Origin of the sequence: Aquimarina brevivitae (genome assembly GCF_004216895.1) — a bacterium.
In the GTDB taxonomy this organism is placed as follows: domain Bacteria; phylum Bacteroidota; class Bacteroidia; order Flavobacteriales; family Flavobacteriaceae; genus Aquimarina; species Aquimarina brevivitae.
This window is the reverse complement of sequence record NZ_SGXE01000002.1, coordinates 1008423-1026390: the sequence shown is the minus strand read 5'-3', so window position 1 is coordinate 1026390 and position 17968 is coordinate 1008423. Positions and strand designations below refer to the sequence as shown.

Here is a 17968-nt window from a genome sequence, read left to right as displayed (position 1 = left end):
CGAATACAACCACTGTTAATTGAATTTTAAAAATACCCTAAGTCAAGTTAATAGGTAAGTAGTTTTTTTTCTTTACTTCAGTCATCACAAAAGAGCTTTGTACTTTTGAGATATTGTCTAGTGAAGCCAGTTTATTGGAAAGGAATTCCTGATAACTTTCTACATTTTTAGCATAAACCTTTAGCAAGTAATCAAACATTCCGGCAACGTGAAAACATTCTACAACCTCCGTAAACTGCTGTATGTCTTTTTCAAACTTATGTAAATAGTCTTTTTGATGGAGGTTAAGCGTTACATTACAAAATATCATCAATTCTAACCCAATCTTTTTTCGGTCAATAAGTGCTTGATATCCTATAATAAATCCATTTTTTTCTAATCGTTTAACACGTTCAAAAACAGGGGTTGTTGTTAAGTTAAGACGCTCTGCAATTTCTTTGATTGTAATTTTACCATCTTTTTGCAATAAAATGAGTATTGATCGATCAATCTTATCCATAATTTTTTGCTGGCTAAGCTGTTTAATTTCTGTTAAAAAAGAAAAATATTCTAAAATTAATAAATAAATATAATAAAAAACTGATTTTAGTACTGGATATGGTTTATTATTCTTTCTGCTTTACATTTATTTCCAGTAAAAGGAATACAAATTTTAAACCATAACCCTATGAATAAGCACGATTTTAACCCAGAAAGCTTAATGATGACCTATGGCTATAAACCTGAATTGTCTGAAGGAGCTATTAAATGTCCCATTTTTCAAACCTCTACCTTTGTTTTCAAAACAGCAGAAGAAGGAAAAGCGTTTTTTGAATTAGCATATGGTTTACGACAAAAATCAGATACCGAGGAATTAGGGTTAATTTATAGTCGAATAAATAATCCGAATTTGGAAATATTAGAGAATAGGCTTTCCCTTTGGGACAAAGCCGATGATTGTGCGGTTTTTGAAAGCGGTATGTCAGCAATAAGTACTGTTTTACTAGAGTTTCTACAACCTGGTGATTTGTTAGTATTTAGCAATCCTGTGTATGGAGGCACAGATCATTTTATTCATCATTTTTTAGCTAAAATAGGAGTACACACCATAGGAGTAATGCCGCATCAATCAATGGAAGAAGTCAAGGCTATGATTGAAGCTTCGGGTAAAGCAGATAAATTAGCGATGATTTATTTAGAAACACCAGCAAATCCAACCAATAATATTGTGGACATTGCGGATTTTAGTCTACTAGCTAAAAAATATAGTACCGACGACAAACAAGTTTTAGTAGCTGTTGATAATACGTATATGGGACCATTGTGGCAGCATCCTTTACAATGTGGAGCGGATTTGGTTTTATATTCAGCAACCAAATATATAGGCGGACATAGCGATCTTATTGCAGGTGCTGTATTAGGTAACGCGGAACTTATGATACGAGTAAAAACGCTGCGTACCTTTTTAGGTAATATGGTAAGTCCACATACGGCCTGGTTGATGCTTAGAAGTTTAGAAACTTTAAAAGTTCGTATGGATCAACAAACTAAGAATGCGCAGGTCGTAGCAGAATACTTAAATCAGCATCCAAAGGTAGAAAAGGTATATTATTTAGGACTGTTGGAAGAAGGAACGGATAAATACACTACGTATCGTAAGCAATGTTCTGCTCCGGGCGCTATGGTTTCTTTTGATATCGTTGGTGGAGAGCGAGAAGCTTTTGCCTTTCTAAATAATTTAAAGTTGATGAAACTGGCTGTTAGTCTTGGTAGTACAGAGAGTTTGGCAGAACATCCTAAAACGATGACACACGCTGGTGTAGATCCTGAGCAATGCAAACAAATGAACATTACTGCTAAACTAGTGCGCTTGTCAATTGGTGTAGAAAGTACTAAGGATCTTATTTGGGATTTGGATCAGGCACTGGAAAAAGTAGCTATAACAGAGTCGAAAAATGAAGTGCTAGGGTAAGTGCATGGACTGAACCTACTATTGAAGCCGGATTATTCATATCCGGCTTTGTTGTTTTCATGGTTTGAGGTGAAAACATTACGTCTAATGGATTAAAGGGGAACTTAACGTATGAAATAAGGGTTTTTTCCCCATTGATGTAAAGGATGTTAACTACTACATTTGTATCATAATCATTACAAAATCTAAGTATTAACCATTTTTACATTTTCAGTTATGAACTTATTCGGAATTAAAATTAGCGTAGTTTTAGCATTTCTTAGAGAATTACCTGCAGCTTGTAGCCACGCCATACATAGATAACAGAACTACTGGCTATCCCTAATAGTATTTTTAATCCAATCATTAGGAATCATATCAATAGTCATATTAACACGTTCTGTAGTACTGTGATTGGTTATAGCGTGGGGATCTGTAAGTTTCAGATACCAACATTCTCCGGGCTGCATAGGCACCACTGTTTTATTCAAATAAAAATTAACCTGGTCGTTATGGGTAATAGGAATGGTTAATCGTATCACCGATCGATCAATCTCTAATCCAAGTGTGGGATCTGTATGCTCTTGAACTTCAGCTCCTGCGGCAAGTCTTAGCAGTCTTACCAGTGTTACTTTGGTGTGTTTACGAAATTCGTCAACAACACTTAATAAATAGGGTGAGTTTTGCAATTCTTGAGTATCTAACCAATCAGTCCAGGAACCATCTGCATAGTCATCAGCTGGTGGAGGAAATGGTAAGGAAGGATCTACCAAATGTGCAGGGGATCGTAAAGGAATTACGCTATAGTATTCAAAACCATCTGGTTTTAATTGGTTAAATTCTTCAAACATTTTATTGGCATTAAAGTAAAAAGGCAGTTTAATCCGGTCGGTGGTCAAGGAGGAAGTTTTAAGAGTCATAAACAAAATATTTGTAAAGGCAGCACTTGTGCTTACATTTGTGATCTAAGATAGAAAATGTTTATTAATTCTTAGTATCCCTATTTTAAGAAAGCTACATATTCATTTATAACTCAACATAATTATTAAGAAGCCACAAAATCAAAGTAAGAAAGTTAAAAAGCCATGGCCAACAAAAAAGGCAATGGATCAGATTTATGAAAATAATTTGTGGGGTGGAGAAGAGGTAGATTTTTACTCCGGTATTGGATCACATCATCCAGATAGTGTCTTGCCCTATATTGATGCGGTTAGTACATTTTTAAAGTCACTACCTGAACCTGTAACGGTTTGTGATCTGGGTTGCGGAGACTTTAATGTGGGTAAACAGTTAGTGGAATGCACTTCAACATTTATTGGAGTTGATATTGTCGAAGCACTTATTCTAAGAAATCAACAAATGTACCCGCTGAACAACGTAGTATTTCAATGCCTTGATATTGCAGAAGATCCTTTGCCTAAAGCTGATGTTGCTATTCTTCGGCAGGTTTTACAGCATTTGTCTAATGCTGAAATTAAAAAGATTGTATCAAAGTTAAACAACTATTCATTTGTTATAATAACGGAGCATGTACCAGAAGGTAATTTTATTCCCAATAAAGACATCATCTCTGGTCAGGGTATTCGGCTTAAAAAACAAAGCGGAGTACAATTATTAGACCCACCATTCAACCTTAAGGTTGTTGATGAAACTCTATTATGTGTTGTTCGTTTAAGGGATCATCCTGGTGTTTTGGTCACTAAATTATATCAGATGAACTAGTTAGTTCCCATACCCATATTAGTCATTTCTTCTAAACTTTTAATTTCAACATCCTTAGGTACATTAACATTATAATCACTAAGGTCAATATTTTCTTTTAATGAAGAAGCGGTAAATGTCATGGTCATTTCACCTGCAGTCTGGGTAGAAATTTCTAAGCATATCCCAGGAAGCTGATTAGGCATAATATCAATACCTTCGGGTCTTGGGATTTCTTCGGTGTACCAAAAAACAGAGGTATTGCCTTCTTCATCGGTACTTGTCGCTTTTTTACATTTTTTAGAAAGAATCATCTTAGTTTCATCATGAAACGTTAGGTTTTGTATTGAATTTTCTTCTTCTTTATTTGGGTTTCCTTCAAAAGCCATTTTACCCATCATCCCCTCCATATAAATAAGAATATGATTCTTTTTTAAATCATATTTTGCTACGGTGGTCATCATACTTCCCATTTTAGTATTAACATAAGAAGAACTGGCTCCTGATGCTACTTCCATCATACTGCCTTGCATCATCGCAGCCATCATTTCAGCTTCTGGTGTTGTGTTCTCAATTTTTAATTCATATTTAATATACACGCCATCCTGAGCGAAAGTAAACATAGCTAGGAATACTGTGAGTAGAATAGAAAAGGAAGTTTTCATGGTATCTTGAATGTTTAAATGAATTGGAGCAATCCTTTTTGTTTAGTTTAATTCATAAGGATTTCAATAGTGGCTCAAGATAGTAAAATACCTTGAAATGATGTAATTAATTTTTTAATCATAAACCTACTTGTTTCTAATCGATTTCTTCTGTGCTCTTGACCTCAGTTTTTTATTCTATATTTATGACGGAATAATCATTTTTTAAAATACATATTGTACTATGGGGTTTTACAACAAAATTAAATGGGTTTTAGGGATATTGATCATTTTTGTATTGATCGTTACTACTAATTTAATTGATAAAAATAGCTTTGAAAGAGTTAAAGATTCTGTGGTTTCCATTTATGAAGACCGATTGATTGCTAAAGGATTAATTTTGGATATCTCAAACGCTTTACATCAAAAGGAAGTCGCATTAATTGCATCTGACAGTGTGTTTTTTGATCGTCAAAATTCAATTGCAAATGGTAACATTGCTGAAGCCATTCTTCGTTTTCAACGAACCAAATTGACTACCGATGAGAGCCAGGTTTTTAGCAACCTACAACAAGATTTTGCAGCGCTAAAAAAAATAGAGGAGGAGTCGCCTACACTAAAGCATCGAGATAAGTTAATAGCGCAGATAGCTCTGTTAAAAAATGATCTTGGTACATTATCAGAGATCCAGTTGCGCGAGGGAAATAAACAAATGTCTATAAGTAAAAAAGCTATGGATACCGTTGAATTATTTACCCAAATTGAGATTTACCTTTTAGTCTTTATCGCTATAGTTATACAGATTATTATAATGTATCAGCCTAAAAAAGAAGCGTCATAAATTCAACTAACTGTGTTGAGTCTTAACAAGTAAGCGTTTATTCAGTAATAACGCGGTTCAGGTTTTGCCACATTTCATCGTGAAACTGAATGGGAACCAACGAACCATCCGGTGCTTCGCCCATGCGAATTACTACTAAATTTTGACTTGGGACAATATCGATGATCTGACCATTTTTTCCCAAAGCAGCAAATAGATCATCTGGTGCATTTTCTGTTAAAGGAATCGGGAAGGAGTTTGGCAAACTAGGAAATATGATACTATTTTTGCCATTTAACCACCACAAATAGCCATAAGCAGGATTTAATTCTTGTGAGCTTGATACCATCTGGGTATAATAATTTTGATCATTAAGAACTTCAATACCATCCCAGTTACCTTCGTTTTCTATTAATAATCCAAAACGTGCCATATCTCTTGCTGTACTCCAATATACATTATTATATCCAGACAGGATCCATTGTCCATTCATACCTATAGGAGATTCTATCTTTTGATCTGTATAGTTATTGTAATCTGTACCTGCCGCATTACTCACCACTTGCTCTAGCAATGTATATGGAGCATTGTGATAATACCACTGTGTACCTGCATCTTGTCGATAGGTAAGGCAATTGGGTACGGTGCAGTCAAGATCAGAAATTTCATAATCCAATCCCGTGGTCATTTGTAATTGATCCTTAATGGTAATTAAATTTTCTTTTGCTAAGCTTAGTGAAGTCCAATCTGCACCCAAATAGTCAGAAGTTTTATCCCCAATAGCTAACAAACCCTCTTGTTGGGCAATACCCACCAACGTTGCTGTTAAGGATTTACCGGCAGAGGCCCAGTACCATTGGCTATCCCTGGTAAAAGCAGCGGTATTTACGATATTATTTCCCCAATATTTTTCAATGGCAATCCTACCATTTTTTAGTACAATAAATGCTCGAGTGTTATTGGTTTCTAAATGCATAAATAAACCGGTTAATTCTTCTTCATTCCAGTTCAGCGAAGCTATGTCAACCGTATCCCAATTGTCATTAGCGGTGGAGGGAAAGTACATTTCTTCTTGAGGTATTGTGGTGGTCACTGTTTCATCAGATGAGCTACATCCAAACAAAAGAATACAAAGTGGTAATAGGGGAAATAAAAATCTCATTAATTCATTTTAAAGCTTAGACTCATAATCAGTATAAAAGTTTAATTAGATCACTTATTCTATATATTCTTCTTGTAGCCTTTTTGACATTAAAATAGAATCAACTTTAGCATAAAGTAAACTATCGTCCGGTTTAATGGTGATTTTGAAGGAATCTTTTTGAAAGTTTTTTAGAAGTGAATCATAAATACGTTCTCTTTCTTTACGGTCTCTATTTGCTCTGAATTTAAAAACCTTTACTAGCTTATTTATTAGCTGTATTGAATCTTTATTAAGGCTATCTATTTCTAGTATGGTTTGTGAATTAACCTTCGAAGCTTTGATATTCCTGTCATGTAGCGTCCGGGAGTCTATAGTTTTGCGCTTATTTGATTTTGTGTCATTATTGCAAGCTACAAGTAGCATTACAAAAAACAGGATTGAATATTTCATACCATAATATATAGCTATCAGTAAAGTAAGATAAGGCTTTATTTGAAAAAGATCACATTAGCATATTTCTATTGTTTTACCTTTTCTATTTTATCAATTAATTTTAGACCTTCACGCTTAAACTTAGCGATTTCAGGTAGATATACTTTATAGGTGAAGAACTCTGAGGTGGCAACTCGGTTCTTATAATCTTTACTGTTAACTGCGTAATCAATAAACTCATCAGTAACATTAAGCATTACATAGTCTACCCACCAATTTTCATTGGTTTTCCAATAGTTGAAATTCTCTTTAAAATCTTCTAATCTTAGGTCGTTATCAACTTTAATTTCCCATACTTGCCTTTTATAAAAGCTGATTAATTCTTGGACTAAACGTTCTTTTTGATGAGATATTTCACCTTTAAAATTTTCAATTGCTGTAATTCCACTTTGGTTAATGGTTAATTCAGGGTATCCAAAAATAAGAAAAGCTAAACTTCTATTTTTTTTATAATCCTTTTTTGTAAATCCTGTAGTTAATACTTTTTTATAATAAGGTTTACGTTTATCGTAAAAGGTAAGGATGGTATCTATTTGGGCGATATCTTTTTTGAGATCCTCCTGCACTCGTATCAATAGATAGTTTAATTCTTTATTTTGTTTTCGCTCTTCATTGCAATTGTTTATGGATACAGCAATCAATATTCCGATGACAACTAAAATAATTTCGCGCACGGCATAGCTAAAAAAACCAGTTCGAGTAGCAGAGGCATCGTTTTTCTTTTTTGTATTGAATCTTAGCATTGCATTTCAATATAATAAGAGGTTTAATCCAAGTTTAACAAAATGAAATGTAAGGCGCTATTTTACTTCTTCTGTAAAAACAAAAGCCTTATTTTTATTGGTAACAACGATGTTATACCTGCCTTTCGGTAATGCTAAAAGGGCAGCTTCGTTAGGGTTATACACTTCAGTTATATCTACTGGTACTGCCTGATGGATATCTTCACCTTCTTTAAAAGCTAGAATAAATACAGGCAGCATTTTTTCAAAATCCTTTAATGTAACTGAATGCTTAGTGTTGTTATTCGTAAATAACCAGTCTGCTCTATTATTTGTGTAACTGGTGTTGGGATGAAAAAGGATAATATCGGTATAAGCTTGTTCGCTCTGTGCTCCAAGTGGTTGGCCATCCTTATCTAATAGCACTACGGACTCTTTGATATCGATAGCTTTTGCAAAGGGATGGTTAAAATCAGGATTTCCTTTTTCCATATAGTTAGTTTGATTAATGGTAAAGGGATCTATATCAGTATACTCCTTAAGACGACCAGCCATAGCTTTACCCCAATAGCTATGCGGGCCTTCATAAGCGTGGTCGTAACCACAGTAGATCAAGATTTTTTCTCCAGGATGTGCTTCGATAAATTTTTCGATGTATCTAGCTTGCTCTATTTCACGTTCAGCATTATTAACATCCGATGTTTGCTCATAAGGAAAAAGGGTATACCCAATTGAAAGTGCTTCTCTGACTAAGTTTCCGTATTGGGGCTCTTTCATATAAAACCCTGAGGATTGAAGAGGATAGTTTCGTTTATTTAATAAAGTATCTTTAGTAGTGCCATTGACCAGTCCCTCTAAACCAAAATTTTTATAGCCTAGATCATACAAATCTTGCAATAGTGATTTGGTGAAAAATCGATGAAATGAGCTGTGATGCGCTTCGTTGATTATAATAATCTGTTCATCTTTTGCTCGTTTAAGTATATAATCCTTTGCATTAACCTGTTTATATTGATTGCGTATGGAATCGATACGCTCGGGTGTATAGTTTATATTGCGACTACCCATAGCAGAATCCCATTGCTCCAATGCGTGTTTATAATCTCCTTTAGTAGCATAATCAACTGCACTCATTTGATATTTCCAAGGAGTTGTATCTTGTTTTACCCATTGTTCTATCTCTGATGTAAATTTATACTCTAATGTAAAGTCAATTGGAGTTGGAGCTACATCTTTTTTATCTTTTTGACATGAGCTTAATAAAATAGCGGCCATAGAAAAATAGAAAATAGTTTTCATATATGATTCAGATATTATTTTAGTAGAGAAATGAATTGATTTTTCGTATTCGATCGTAAATATAAGTAACAAATTTTACCAAACAACAGTATCTGTATAAGGTTTATTGAGGTATTTTTTAAAATCTCTAAGCTTTTCAAAAGTTTCTGCTGCACTATTAAATTTCCAGATAGCTGCGTGTTTACTCCAGGGATCTATCAATAGTTCTACTTCGTTAGTATCTGTTTGTCTAATGCAATGGCACCAGCAAAGTTCAGGTTTATTGAATTCTTTAAGCTGATTATTTTTCCATAATAAAAGGTACTCACCACCAACTATTGCCCAATCAGTTGAGGCCGAAATGAACCCACAAGCTGCTTCACCAAACATAGTCCTTCTCCAAATTTCAATTTTGTGGAGTTCATCATAAAAAAAGACATCTTCATAAGCAGTGTATAGAGCATACCGATTTGTTTTGGCAAGAACTTTTGTAAATTTCATTGTGTCCCAGAATTGGGTTGAATATAATTAAATTAGTTTGAAGATAGGTTTCGATATAAAACAGATTTACTCATTAAGTTCAATAAGTACTGGATTTGAGTCAAAATTTATATTTTCCAATGAGGTTACTACAGAAGAATTAGGTGCTTCATTTATATGATAGGCGAATTGATGAATGGTATAGGAATTAGCTTGTAGAGCAGTTAAAACATCAGTGCTATTACCCTCACTCCAATAGACATAAATGGAATTGTTGTTGAAAAATTTAAATTCAAATAAACCATTTCCTATAGAATTAACCCGCTCAAAACCACTAGTCTTGTCTATGAGTAGTTTAAGGTTATAATAGGCTGGTTTTCGTTGGCCACTACTTTTTAATAAGCCAACATAACGCCAGTTAGGAATATAATAGGCCTCAAAATCTACATCAGTGGACACAAATATTTTCTCGATTCCGCAGGCAAAACCAACTGTTAATTTTTTAATCATATAACCTGCTTGAAGACTATCGAACATTGCTATGGCTTGGGGTTCTTCGCTTATCAATTGGTTATATAGTTCTCTGTCGTTTTGTGATCCATACACAGGATCTAACCAGGGAGCAGAGTACATATCATCCACCCACACAGGTTTGGTGTAGCCATAGGATTGCATTTGCTCCTTAATCCAGGTCACCGTTGGTTCTATGGCTTCTAACTCTCTCGAGGCGTGAAATGAAAACACATCAAAATAAGGAGCCCCAAGTTCTAAAACCTTGGTTACAAAATTAAGTTTGTTGGTAATGAGTTGGGTGTTAAAACGATCTGGGTGGGTAAAATAATTGGCAGGATTAAATCCAAAGATCATTATAGTAATATCAGGTTGGATGCGTTTAGCGGTTTGGTATATTATTGCTAGTGCATGCACATAAGCACTTGCATCAAGCCATTCATTTTCAGCTTCGGAGCCGATTTGTAGTACTTCTATATTTAAATTGCTTAAGATGTGTTCAATAACAGCTACCAGGTCATTTTCGTGAGTAGGATTAACTCCTAATATACCACCTTCTCTGGACCCGTCTTCGGGATTGGTCACTGGTTGATTAGGGTCTCTTTGGATAGCCCAATTTGAGGATAAACGAAAATTGAGCTGAAGCTTACGGCTATTACTTTGTAGAGCGCTATTTAATTCAATCATTTCGCTAGTTAGCCGATAATCATGCACACCGTTTTGTGGAGGATTAGGCTCAATGTCATCCCAACTGATACCATTGATGCCAGAGATACCATCAGCCAAAAGGGCGATATCTGATAAATAATTACGATTCAACCCATCAATTCCAAAAGCGGATCGGTTTTGCATCGGTTCCGGATTAGCAGTTAGGGAAAGGTTTTCTTCATTTGTACAACTGGCAATCGCCAATAAAACTATAAAGACAAAGGAAGTCAGCTTTTTCATCATAAGTGCATTTACCTTTTGACTTTACAAATGACCATAAGTTTAATCGCTTATGTAAAATTAATAAGAAAAGTTAGCAATCAGGGGGCAAATTCTTTTGTTATGATGTTGTTTAAAGGTACTTGTTCTCTACCATGTTCTGGTTTAGTAATACCGTTAGACAGACACGGTTTTTGGGTTATGTTTTATGATAAAATTACAAGAATTGGCAATGAAACACATTTTATTAGCCTCTTTATGCAATTCATTTGCTTTTTCAATATCGCTTTTATCAGCAATAGTTACAGATGGATTTAAAGTGACTTCGGTAAATTGGCCACTTCCGTTTTTTGCCATCTCTAGCGTACCGCTAGCTTGATCTATATACTCAATTACGGTGATTTGATTACTAGCACATAGATGTAAGTACCAAAGCATATGACAAGCGGAGAGTGAGGATAAAAAAAGATCTTCTGGGTTATATTTTGTAGGATCTCCTAAGAATGCCGGATCAGAGGAGCCTTTAATCGTATCATATTTACCATCGATCATAATATCGTGGTTTCTAGTATACGATCTGTAGTCTTGGGTACCTTGACCTTTATTTCCGGTCCACACTATTGTACTAGTATAGGTATGCTTTTTCATAGTAAACGTATCAATTTAGTGGTTGTATTGATTGATATGGGTAGTAAAATAAAAGCGTAAAAGCTTATTGTATTAGCGTAGTTTAGCATAGCCGAATTCAACCTAAAAGAGATTTTAAATCATCTATATGCAGTGGTTTATGTACAAATTTTTTCACCAATTTATATTTTTTTGCTTTATGTACATCACTATCATCAGTAGAGGAGGTCACCATACATACTGTTACTTGTTGGAGATCAAAGCGATGCTGTTTTTCTAATTCTTCTAAAAAATTCCATCCATCCAGAATCGGCATATTTATATCGAGTAAGATAACTACGTTGTCTTTAGAGGCTCTTAATTTAGATAATTGCTCAATACCAATTTGTCCATCTTCACATTCTATAATGGATAACTTTGGGACCGCTAAATTACTGATCATCTTTTTACTCATCAGTCGAAAAATGGGGTCATCATCTATGATAAAAACGTGTTGCTGCACTATTGTTTTTTAAATTTAATGGTTTGGGTTTTCTTAACGATATCTCGAACAATTTCATCCATTTCATTGGAGGATACTTTTAATTGTTCTAACCAAAATGCTAATTCGTTTGCATCATTATCCAAATTTTCAATCATATCAACAATGCCTAGGATTCTGGCTAAGGGAGCTCTAACTACGTGAGATTGTGTCCAAGCAATACTCTTCAGTTTTTCATTTTGCTGTTCAATTTGACGTACATAATTACTTCTGCTTATGGCAAAATCAATACTTTTATGAAGTAGGGTAGGGTTGATTTCGTCTTTTATTAGAAAATCGTAGACTCCTAATTCTAAACTTTTTTTAGCTAGGGGAAGATCTGTATACCCGGTTAATATAATAATCGGAATTTGAGGGCTTTGAATCATCATATTTTCAACCAATTCAATACCCTTCATATCGGGTAGATTAAGATCAAGTAAAATGATATCGCAAATACTTTTTTCACATTCTAGAAATTTAACAGTAGACTTATAATCTTTGTGTTTTATAATTTTTACGGTTTTTAATTTTTCAATAAGATAATCTTCTACCAGTACGAGGTCTCCAGGATTATCTTCAATCACCAAGATTGATAAATCTTTTTTCATAAGTTTAGGGCTATACGGCTATTCAGCTAATTTAGATAATTGTAACCAAAAAGCCTCTATTTTTAGTATCGCTTCTAAAAAATCTTTCATATTCAGTGGTTTTTTTACATAACTGTTGGTGTGATTTTCGTAGGCTTTGTCAATATCAGACTGGTTTGAAGAAGTAGTAAGAATAATCACAGGGATTTTTTTTAGTTTTTCATCTGTTTTAATCTTCTTAAGCACTTCATGTCCATTATAAACAGGTAGGTTAATATCCAACAGAATGAGATCAGGTTTTCTGACATCTTCGTAATCTCCTTTTTTATGCAAAAAATCTAGAGCTTCTTTACCATTTCTAACCACACTGATATCATTTTTTACTTTGGTTTCTTCAAAAGCGTCTAGTGTTAATATGATATCTCCCTCATTATCTTCGACTAGGAGAATGTGTACAGGTTTAAAATCCATTGGTGTAAATTTTTAAATTATTTTGGAATTGTAAAGTAGAAGGTACTGCCTTCTTCAAGTTGAGATGCTACCCAAATTTTACCTCCCAAAAACTCTATATGTCTTTTGGTAATTGAAAGTCCAATACCAGTACCTTCGTATTCAGTTCTGTTATGTAAACGTTGAAATATCACAAATATCTTGTCAAAAAACTCGGAATCAATACCAATTCCATTATCCTTAATAGAAAAGGTCCATTCTGTTTTACTTTCTTCCGCGCTTATTTCGATACGTGGATCAACTCCTTCTTTGGAATATTTTATCGCATTATCCAAGAGCGAATGGAATATTTGTGTTATAACAGCTTTATATGAAAAGATTACAGGTAAATTCTCTCCAATAATTGATACAGATTTTTCTGCAATAATTTTCCGTCTCAATTGTTTAAACTCTGAGACTAATCCATTCACATCTATTTTTTCTTCGGACTCCGTTGGTTTTGATGCTCTCGAATAATCCAAAAGGTCTAATATGATTTGTTTCATACGTTTAGCACCATCTCTTGCGAAATGGATATATTGCAATGCTTTGTCATCCAATTGATCTTCATACTTTCTTTTCAACTGATCCATAAAGCTGGTGACCATTCTTAATGGTTCTTGTAGGTCATGCGACGTCACAAAAGCAAATTGCTCTAGCTCCTGGTTGGATCGTTCTAGTTCTTTGGTGTGTTTTTGCAGCTTTTTATTGAGTTTTCTTAATTTTAATTCATAGTCTTTTTGGGCAGTAACATTAGACATTGCTCCAATCATTCGTATCGCTTTACCTTTCTTATTTCTTATGATTAACCCTCTATCGGTTACATGTATAATTTTTCCGTGATCATTATAAATTCTATAGCTAGATTCCCAACGGACACGATCAGGATCAGATAGCGCATCATCTAAGCTGTTTTGTACATCATTTAAATCATCAGGGTGAAACCTATCTTTCCAGAAATCTCTCTTACTCATAGATTCTTCTGCTTCCTCACCAAAAAAGTTCTTAATCGCATTAGAACGATAATAGCTGTCATTAATGATATCCCAATCCCAAATAACATCCTGGGTGGCTTCGGTCACTTTTTCAAAACGCTCGTTAGCTTTAAGGATGTTTTCTTCTGCTTTTTTGCGCTCTGTGATATCTAAAATTATAGCAATAAATTTGGTATTACTACCATCCGAGGTTAGTTGCAGATGTACCTCAACTGGATAAAGACTTCCATCTTTTCGTTTGTGATGGGTAAAAAATATTACCCGTTGCTTTTCTTTTTTTCGTAATGGTGCTACCAATTCTTGAAAACTAGAACTAGAATATTCTGGTTTTAAATCTAAAGGGGTCAAATTTCTAATTTCATTTAGGGAATACCCCAGATTATATAGCGCCCCTTTATTAACATAGCTAAACTTTAAGGTTTCGGAGTCGAAAATGTATATTTCATTTAAACTGTTTTCAAGTGTAGTTTGCAGTCGGTGTTTCTCTTGCTCTGCTTCCTTTTGTTCGGTAATATCTTGAATACTCCCGTAAACTCTGGTGCATTTACCATCGTGCATTTCTGCATTAGCTACTACACGAATCCATTTTTCGTTTTTCTTTGGCGTAGTAATAATTGCATCATAATTTATAGATTCACCATGGTGCATACAATGCTCTAAATTTGCCCGAACCATATCTTGAAAATCTTTACGGTAGAAGGAGATAGAGTCTTCAAAATCGGGTGTAAACTCTTCTTCATTGGTTTCTAAAATTTCGTACACCATATTGGATAATATGACCTTACCTTCGGTCACATCATACTCCCAACTACTAATTTTTGCTAGGTTGGAAACCTGTTCTAGCAGTTCTTTATTTTTTGCTTCTTCGGTGATATCAAAAACTACGGAATTAAATATGACTGTTCGGTCAGCCAAAAAGGTTGGAGAACCAAATCCAGCATGTGTTTTTATTTCACCATTGGGCTTAACATATTTCCACTCTGCAGACCATTTTGATTTAGTACGTATGGACTCAGCTATACTTTTTTGAACAGCCTGAATATCGCCAGCAGCTTCAATTTGATCCCAAACCAACTGACTGTTCTCTAAAACTTCTTCTTCTGTAAAACCCCATATCTCTTCAGCTCCTTTGGATATAATCGTTATTTCATATGACTGATCAGGAAATATGTGGTATTGAAAAACAACACCAGGTAGATTATCTGATAAATTTTGTAATCTAAATTCTATTTCTTTATGTTCTGTGATATCTTGAAAGCTACCAATATAACGCACACATTTATCCTCCACGTACTCAGGACTTCCTAATACTCTAATCCATTTTTCTTTATTACCTCTTGATATTATGGCTGCTGTATAGTCTAACGTAATTCCTTCGTTAATTGCCTTATCAAATAATTCTCCTACAAAGGGTTTGTGTTCTTCTTTATAGAAACTCAATGCTTTTTCTACATTAGGGGTGAATGTATCGGGATCCGTTTCGTGCAAGTGGTGTACCTCTTCTGACCAATAAAGATCATTTTCAATGAGATTAAATTCCCAGCTTCCTACTTTTGCCAGGATATTAGCCTGTGCTTTAAGTTTCCTTAATTTTTTCTTTTCAGTAATATCCTTTGCTGAGCAATAAATGAGTCCTTCATTGATATTGGCTTTGCCGTACCAGCTTAACCAGAGTAATTCACCACTTTTTTTTAGAAAACGTACTTCAAAAGAAAACGTGTTATGCTCGGCAGTTAATTGTCCTATTACTTTTGAAACCAAATTTTTATCTTCCTCGGGATGCATAAAAACCTCAAAAGACTGCCCAAGAATCTCCTTTTCGTTATACCCTAATAGTTTGCACCCTGCTTGATTAATCGTCAAAAAACTCTTTTCCACATTAATAACACCAAGGATGTCCGGGACGGCATCAAATAAATGACTCAAATCATTTTCAAGCATTTTACCCTTAAGCTCAGCTCCGATAAATTGTTCTAATCGTTCAAAAACTCTAGAATACTTTTTAAGGTATTTGGCCTTTTTTTTGGTTCCTATAATTAAAACACCAAGTATAGTGTTATTATGAAGAAGGGGAATTCCTAAAACGGTTTTTAACCCAATTTCAAGAGCTGTGTTTTTTCTCTTAAATGCAGTGTAATTACGGATATCATCCCATAATAACTGTGATTTCTTTTCCCAAACCTGCCCAGGTAGGCCTTCCGATTTTTTACTGGTCTTAAAATTGGAATGTGTTTTATAGAAATGTTCATCTTTTTTATCGGGTAAAAAATAGTTGACTAAATGTAGTTTTGATTTATCTATGCCAGTCGCCCATAATTCTACCCAATCAAAATCACCAAATTCGAATAGGGATTTACACATCTCACGTACGGCGTATTCATAGTTTTCGTTGACGTTTAAATGAAACCCAATGTTAGCGATGAGTTCATTTTCTAACTCTTTATTTTTTTGTTCTGTCACGTCTCTTTCTATGGCAATCCAATGTGTATAAATCCCCATTTCATTTGCTACCGGAGTTACATTAAAGTTAACCCAGAATTCTTCTCCATTTTTTTTGTAATTGATAAGGGTTGCTTCGTAAGGCTCGTAATTTCTTAACGCTAAGCTTAATTTTGACACTTCTTCCTGGCTCGTTTTAGGTCCTTGTAGCATTCTTGGGGTAGCACCAATAGCCTCTTCTGCCATATATCCAGTCATATTGGTAAAGGCTTCATTAACATATATAATTTTAGGCCCTGGTTTTGCTAGTGGGTCCGCCTCAGTTATGATAACTGCATCGTGGGTATTTGTAATAACACTTTCTAGTAGTTTTCTTGTATATTCTTTATTGATTTTATCCGTAACATCCCTCGAGTTAGCAACAATACCAATTACCGCAGGGTTCTCTGTCATATTGGTTAATATGGTTTCGATCCATCGGTATTCCTTCTCATTATTTTGAAATCGATACGGCTCAATACTAACCCTGCTTTCTTTAGTAATACGTTGCAACTTATCCTTTACCCGTTCTTTGTCTTCGGGATGAATGAATTCGAATGCATTTCTTCCTATAAATTCCGTTGATGAGATGCCTAGCACAGAAGTACTTGTAGGGCTAACATATTTATAGTTTCCTTCTAAATCCAGAATGGCAATTAAATCTGATCCTTCTTGAACTAATGCTTTGAAACGTTGTTCGCTTTTTGCAATACGCGCTTCTTTTTCAATAAGTTCTTTGGCATCTCTTGCCACACCATACATTAGTTTTGTTTCTTCATCCCATCGCACTGACCATAAATTGAAGGCAATATTACCATCAGGTTTTCTATAACGGTTAATAAAAGACTTGACTTCCTTTCCATCTGTAATATCCTGTGCAATGGCTTTTGTCTTTTCTTTATCTTCAGCAATGACAAGATCCATATAGGGCTTACCCATTAATTCATCAGGTGCATATCCCCAGTGCTCTTTTGCAGCAGCACTTGCATAAGTAAAGTTGCCATGTTGATCCACGGTACAAAATACATCTAAAGTAGCATCTTTATTCTTTAGTATTTCTAACTTGTTAGCTATAGTGGCTGTGATATCCTGGGCTTTACAGCCCACAGCTTTAATTCTTTGGTGTTCATCAAAAATGGGGGTTAGGGTAATCTTGTAATGTTTTGCTTCTTTGTTTTGAGGAAGAATTAGCTCTTCTTTAGTGGTTACAGGCTCTCCTTTAGTGGCATTATGGTAATAATTTTCCCATTTCTTAGATTTTTCGTTATCAAAATCGGTTATGAATAACGGAGAATCTTTATCTATTGAGTCCTCAGTCAATAATTTGCATAATTCATTATAAGCTTCATTTGAATAGATAACTTTATTATCCAGATCAACGATCCAAATAGGATCATTAGATTGGTCTAAAAATAAGCTTTGTAATGAATGGTGCGGCATAGTTTTGTAATTGAGTTAAGTTACAGCTTAAATCGATGTATGACTGACTCCAAATAAATTATTGTTTGTAGGCCATACATTATCATCTAAGTCTTTAAAATGTAGGGTATGATTTTTCCGAGTATTGTAATTTTTATTTTTACTATATAATCAACAATAAAAACTATTCAATTACAATGCT

The 17968-nt window shown here is 34.5% G+C and carries 17 protein-coding genes; 3 read left to right on the top strand and 14 right to left on the bottom strand.

Annotation, left to right across the window (positions count from 1 at the left end; all coding sequences use genetic code 11):
• Positions 1 to 37: 37 nt before the first annotated feature.
• Entirely contained in the window at positions 38 to 499 is a 462-nt protein-coding gene (locus tag EV197_RS12320; RefSeq protein ID WP_130287062.1) for an Lrp/AsnC family transcriptional regulator, read from the bottom strand.
• Positions 500 to 667: 168 nt separating this feature from the next.
• On the opposite strand from EV197_RS12320, the gene EV197_RS12315 reads away from it, so the two are divergent.
• The gene (locus EV197_RS12315; RefSeq protein WP_130287061.1) at positions 668 to 1951 is read left to right on the top strand and encodes a cystathionine gamma-synthase family protein; all 1284 of its coding nucleotides are present in this window, start codon (positions 668 to 670) and stop codon (positions 1949 to 1951) included.
• A gap of 308 nt (positions 1952 to 2259) precedes the next feature.
• Here EV197_RS12315 and EV197_RS12310 read toward each other — a convergent pair whose 3' ends face one another.
• Positions 2260 to 2850, bottom strand: a complete 591-nt coding sequence (locus EV197_RS12310) for an aspartyl/asparaginyl beta-hydroxylase domain-containing protein (protein WP_130287060.1) — start codon at positions 2848 to 2850, stop codon at positions 2260 to 2262.
• Between the two features lie 184 nt (positions 2851 to 3034).
• Between EV197_RS12310 and EV197_RS12305 the strand changes: the two genes are divergently transcribed.
• Positions 3035 to 3652: a class I SAM-dependent methyltransferase gene (locus EV197_RS12305; RefSeq protein WP_130287059.1), complete on the top strand. Its 618-nt coding sequence runs from the start codon at positions 3035 to 3037 to the stop codon at positions 3650 to 3652.
• Here EV197_RS12305 and EV197_RS12300 read toward each other — a convergent pair.
• Positions 3649 to 4296: a hypothetical protein gene (locus EV197_RS12300; protein WP_130287058.1), complete on the bottom strand. Its 648-nt coding sequence runs from the start codon at positions 4294 to 4296 to the stop codon at positions 3649 to 3651. The two genes, EV197_RS12305 and EV197_RS12300, sit on opposite strands and share 4 nt — an antisense overlap.
• Positions 4297 to 4519: 223 nt before the next feature.
• On the opposite strand from EV197_RS12300, the gene EV197_RS12295 reads away from it, so the two are divergent.
• Positions 4520 to 5116, top strand: coding sequence for an MCP four helix bundle domain-containing protein (locus EV197_RS12295; protein ID WP_130287057.1), 597 nt, complete (start codon positions 4520 to 4522; stop codon positions 5114 to 5116).
• Positions 5117 to 5153: 37 nt separating this feature from the next.
• Here the strand turns inward: EV197_RS12295 and EV197_RS12290 are convergent, their stop codons facing one another.
• From EV197_RS12290 to EV197_RS12240, 11 genes are all read right to left on the bottom strand, one after another.
• Entirely contained in the window at positions 5154 to 6257 is a 1104-nt protein-coding gene (locus EV197_RS12290) for a serine hydrolase domain-containing protein (RefSeq protein ID WP_130287056.1), read from the bottom strand.
• Between the two features lie 54 nt (positions 6258 to 6311).
• Complete coding sequence (locus EV197_RS12285) at positions 6312 to 6689, bottom strand: hypothetical protein (protein ID WP_130287055.1); 378 nt, start codon at positions 6687 to 6689, stop codon at positions 6312 to 6314.
• Positions 6690 to 6757: 68 nt separating this feature from the next.
• A complete protein-coding gene (locus EV197_RS12280; RefSeq protein WP_130287054.1) occupies positions 6758 to 7474 on the bottom strand; it encodes a DUF6090 family protein in 717 nt (238 codons plus the stop codon).
• Between the two features lie 57 nt (positions 7475 to 7531).
• Positions 7532 to 8752, bottom strand: a complete 1221-nt coding sequence (locus EV197_RS12275; protein ID WP_130287053.1) for a hypothetical protein — start codon at positions 8750 to 8752, stop codon at positions 7532 to 7534.
• Positions 8753 to 8827: 75 nt separating this feature from the next.
• Complete coding sequence (locus EV197_RS12270) at positions 8828 to 9232, bottom strand: hypothetical protein (RefSeq protein ID WP_130287052.1); 405 nt, start codon at positions 9230 to 9232, stop codon at positions 8828 to 8830.
• 66 nt (positions 9233 to 9298) lie between these two features.
• Positions 9299 to 10672: a hypothetical protein gene (locus EV197_RS12265; RefSeq protein ID WP_130287051.1), complete on the bottom strand. Its 1374-nt coding sequence runs from the start codon at positions 10670 to 10672 to the stop codon at positions 9299 to 9301.
• A 153-nt stretch (positions 10673 to 10825) separates the two neighbouring features.
• A complete protein-coding gene (locus EV197_RS12260) occupies positions 10826 to 11296 on the bottom strand; it encodes an OsmC family protein (RefSeq protein WP_130287050.1) in 471 nt (156 codons plus the stop codon).
• 97 nt (positions 11297 to 11393) lie between these two features.
• Positions 11394 to 11777 (bottom strand): response regulator, encoded by a 384-nt coding sequence (locus tag EV197_RS12255; protein WP_130287049.1) that lies wholly within the window; start codon positions 11775 to 11777, stop codon positions 11394 to 11396.
• The gene (locus EV197_RS12250; RefSeq protein ID WP_130287048.1) at positions 11777 to 12406 is read right to left on the bottom strand and encodes a response regulator; all 630 of its coding nucleotides are present in this window, start codon (positions 12404 to 12406) and stop codon (positions 11777 to 11779) included. The genes EV197_RS12255 and EV197_RS12250 overlap by 1 nt, the downstream gene beginning before the upstream one ends.
• Positions 12407 to 12424: 18 nt before the next feature.
• Positions 12425 to 12856, bottom strand: a complete 432-nt coding sequence (locus EV197_RS12245; RefSeq protein WP_130287047.1) for a response regulator — start codon at positions 12854 to 12856, stop codon at positions 12425 to 12427.
• Positions 12857 to 12873: 17 nt separating this feature from the next.
• Entirely contained in the window at positions 12874 to 17787 is a 4914-nt protein-coding gene (locus EV197_RS12240; RefSeq protein WP_130287046.1) for a PAS domain S-box protein, read from the bottom strand.
• Positions 17788 to 17968 lie beyond the last annotated feature (181 nt).